Origin of the sequence: Streptomyces thermospinosisporus (assembly GCF_039526425.1) — a bacterium.
Classification (GTDB): domain Bacteria; phylum Actinomycetota; class Actinomycetes; order Streptomycetales; family Streptomycetaceae; genus Streptomyces; species Streptomyces thermocarboxydovorans.
This window is the reverse complement of the sequence record NZ_BAAAIZ010000021.1, coordinates 115673-118998: the sequence shown is the minus strand read 5'-3', so window position 1 is coordinate 118998 and position 3326 is coordinate 115673. Positions and strand designations below refer to the sequence as shown.

Below are 3326 nucleotides of genomic sequence, written 5' to 3'. Positions count from 1 at the left end.
GCCGTCGTGCTCGCCACGGCCGGCACGACGGTCGCCCTGCTCAACGGCGGGAACGAGACCCGGGCGAGCGAGCAGACCGGCGACTCAGGCCCGGAGGAGACCGGATCCTCCGGCCGGGCGTCCCCGCCGGCCGACTCCGGTCGCTCCAAGAGCCCGGAGGCGGAAGGGCGCGGCGAGACGGCCGGCGCGTCGCCCTCCGAGAAGCCCCAGGAGGAGAAGGACCGGGACACCGCCGGCCCCACCGAGCGCTCCACGCCGAAGGACGAGCCCGACGGCGACCCGACGGAGGACGGCGCCGGAGGCGGCGGGGGAGGCGGGGGAGGCGGCACCGACCCCACCACCCAGGCCCCCGTCTGCCACCCCATCGGCGGCGGCAAGTACAACTGCCAGGTCTGGCGCACCGCCAAGTCCTACACCGCCGCCGGCACCGAGGCCGGCATCCTCAACGCGGGCACCAACTACTTCTACTGCCAGAAGAACCTGGGCCGCCGCGAGACCCACGGCGAGTGGACCAACGTCTGGTGGGCGAAGACCGACGACGACAGCGGCAACACCGACGTCTGGGTCAGCGACGTCTACATCAGGGGCGGCGACAACGACGCACCGGTGCCCGGGCTGCCGCACTGCTGACAGAACCGCTCAAGACCCGAGGCCGTCACGCGGTTCTCCTCGGCGAACAGCCGGGTGCCTTGTGCGCACAGCTCCGCGTCGGCGCGGGCCCGCGCGCTGAACTGCTCAGCCGTCGCACCGAACAGCTCCCGCAGCGCCGGGGACTGAAGCAGCAGCTCGGTGAGCAGCGCCCGCTGCTGCCCGGGATGGGTGCGGGGCCTGCCGGTGCCGTCGTGCAGCACACCGTGCCGGTTGACGTACACCTGGGCGCCGGGCAGCACCGTGCCGTCCGCGAGCTCGATGCGCGCGGTGGGGAAGGGCAGCCAGGCCCGCCGGTAGTTGCCGTGCGGCCGCGGCACGCCCTCGCTGGCGTCGATCACCGCCAGCTGGTCGGCGTCCAGCCACAGCACGAACAGCTCCCGCACCACGCCGGGCGCGGCCACCGGGGACGCCGACACATACCCGGCCCGGCTCACATGGGCCGAGACGCCGACGTCGACACCCGTCACCCGGGCCCGCACCATCGGGACCGGCGCGGTGATGCCGGAGCCGGCCATCTTGTACCGCAGCTGCCCCGGGCAGGCGTTGGAGCCGATCGCCAGCACCGGCGTCCGCTCCTCGTGCACCAGCCGGTCCAGCGGCAGCAGCCGGTCCCCGTCCAGCAGCCCCGAGTCCTCGGGCCACGCGCCCGGATACAGCAGCGGATGCTCCCGGGGAGCCTCGGCCAGCCCCAAGGCCCGAAGTGTGCGGTCCTCGGCGCGCATGGCCCGCTCAGTCCTCCGGCGGCAGCTCGCCCGAGCCCCGCGTGATCAGCCGGGTCGGCAGCTCGATGCGCTCGGGCTTGATCAGCGTGCCGTCCAGCTGCGCGAACAGGCGCTCCGCCGCGGTCCGGCCGAGCGCCGCGGCGTCCTGGGCGACGACCGTCACGCCCGGCTGCAGCAGATCGGCCAGCTCGATGTCGTCGAAGCCGACCAGCGCGACCCGGCGGGACTGCTCGGCCAGCACCCTGATCACCGTGACCGTCACCCGGTTGTTGCCCGTGAAGATCGCGGTGACCGGCTCGGGTCCGGACAGCATCTCCTCGGCCGCCCGCCGTACCCGCCCGGGGTCGGTGATGCCCAGCGACATCCAGGAGTCCTGCACCGGTATGCCCGCGTCCTCCATCGCCGCCCGGTAGCCGCGCAGCCGCTCGGCCGCGGTGTGGATGCGGGGCATGTCGCCGATGAAGCCGATCCGGCGGTGGCCGTGCGCGATCAGATGGGCCACCCCGTCGCGGGCGCCGCCGAAGTTGTCCGACAGGACGACGTCCGCGTCGATCCTCCCGGCCGGACGGTCCACGAACACGGTGGCGACGCCCGCCTTGAGCTCCGGCTCCAGATACCGGTGGTCGTCACCGGCGGGGATCACCACAAGACCGTCCACCCGGCGGGCGCACAGCGCCAGGACCAGCTCCTGCTCGCGGTTTGGGTCCTCCGCGCTCGAGCCGTTGATCAGCAGCGCCCCGTGGGCGCGGGCCACCTCCTCGACCGCCCGGCTCAGCGGCCCGTAGAACGGGTCGGCGAGATCCTCCAGGACCAGACCGATGCTGGCGGTGCGCCCCTTGCGCAGCACCCGGGCGCTGTCGTTGCGCCGGAAGCCCAGGGCGTCGATGGCCTCCTGCACGCGCCGCTCGGTCTCCGGCGTGACGCCGGGCTCGCCGTTGACGACCCGCGACACCGTCTTCAGGCCCACCCCTGCGCGGGCGGCCACGTCCTTCATGGTCGGCCGGTTGCCGTAACGGTTCCCTCGGAGGCGGTCGGTGCGGCGGGGCGTCTCCGGCACGATGAGCTGTCCTGTCCTGTCGTCCACGGGGATGCGTAGGTCCATGGGGTTGTATGAGGATGTGGCGTCGAGCATAGAGCCTGGACAACGTTGTCAGAGCAGGAGACACTGTTCACCGCTCACTCCGGCCCGCGCAACCCGGCGAGGACGGGGTGCGGTCCGCCCCATGGCCGGCCCCTGGTCGCCCATGGTCCTTTCCGGGTGTTTTCGCATGTTCGACGGGGAGATCCGACACTGATGCACACCGACGTCGTGGGCGCGCTCGACATCGGCGGGACCAAGATCGCCGGCGCACTGGTGGACGGCCGGGGCCGGATTCTCGTCCGTGCCCAGCGGCCGACACCCGCCCGGGAGGACGGAGAGAACGTGATGCGGGCGGTGGAGGCCGTCCTGGGCGAGCTCGCCGCCTCTCCGCTGTGGGAGGGCGTCTCGGCCGTCGGGATCGGCAGCGCGGGCCCGGTGGACGCCTCAGCCGGCACCGTGAGCCCCGTGAACGTGCCCGGCTGGCGCGACTATCCGCTGGTCGCCCGCGTCCGGGAGGCGGCCGGCGGCCTGCCCGTCGAGCTGATCGGCGACGGGGTGGCCATCACGGCCGCCGAGCACTGGCAGGGCGCGGCACGCGGCCACGACAACGCCCTGTGCATGGTCGTCTCCACCGGGGTCGGCGGCGGGCTCGTCCTGGACGGCACCCTCCATGCCGGGCCCACCGGCAACGCGGGCCACATCGGTCACATCAGCGTCGACCTGGACGGCGACCCGTGCCCCTGCGGCTCGCGCGGCTGTGTGGAACGCATAGCCAGCGGCCCCAACATCGCCCGCCGCGCCCTGGAGGACGGCTGGCGGCCGGGCCCGGACGGGGACACCTCCGCCGCCGCGGTGGCCGCCGCCGCGCGGGC

3 protein-coding genes and 1 pseudogene are annotated in these 3326 nt (G+C 73.8%); 2 read left to right on the top strand and 2 right to left on the bottom strand.

What is annotated here, in order from left to right; all coding sequences use genetic code 11:
* Positions 1-630 (top strand): annotated as a pseudogene (locus tag ABD207_RS09360) (serine/threonine protein kinase); the annotation flags it as partial.
* Here the strand turns inward: ABD207_RS09360 and ABD207_RS09355 are convergent.
* Both ABD207_RS09355 and ABD207_RS09350 read right to left on the bottom strand, forming a co-directional pair.
* The gene (locus ABD207_RS09355) at positions 576-1373 is read right to left on the bottom strand and encodes a hypothetical protein (protein ID WP_344011524.1); all 798 of its coding nucleotides are present in this window, start codon (positions 1371-1373) and stop codon (positions 576-578) included. The pseudogene ABD207_RS09360 and the gene ABD207_RS09355 overlap by 55 nt on opposite strands.
* Before the next feature lie 7 nt (positions 1374-1380).
* Positions 1381-2475, bottom strand: coding sequence for a LacI family DNA-binding transcriptional regulator (locus ABD207_RS09350; RefSeq protein WP_344011523.1), 1095 nt, complete (start codon positions 2473-2475; stop codon positions 1381-1383).
* 192 nt (positions 2476-2667) lie between these two features.
* Here ABD207_RS09350 and ABD207_RS09345 point away from each other — a divergent pair.
* Positions 2668-3326: ROK family protein (locus ABD207_RS09345; RefSeq protein WP_344011521.1), on the top strand; the 659-nt coding region annotated here is incomplete at its 3' end.

Coding starts and splice junctions, on each gene's coding strand:
- ABD207_RS09355 (WP_344011524.1), bottom strand. CDS start 1,373: ATGCGCGCCGAGGACCGCACACTTCGGGCCTTGGGGCTGGCCGAGGCT.
- ABD207_RS09350 (WP_344011523.1), bottom strand. CDS start 2,475: ATGGACCTACGCATCCCCGTGGACGACAGGACAGGACAGCTCATCGTG.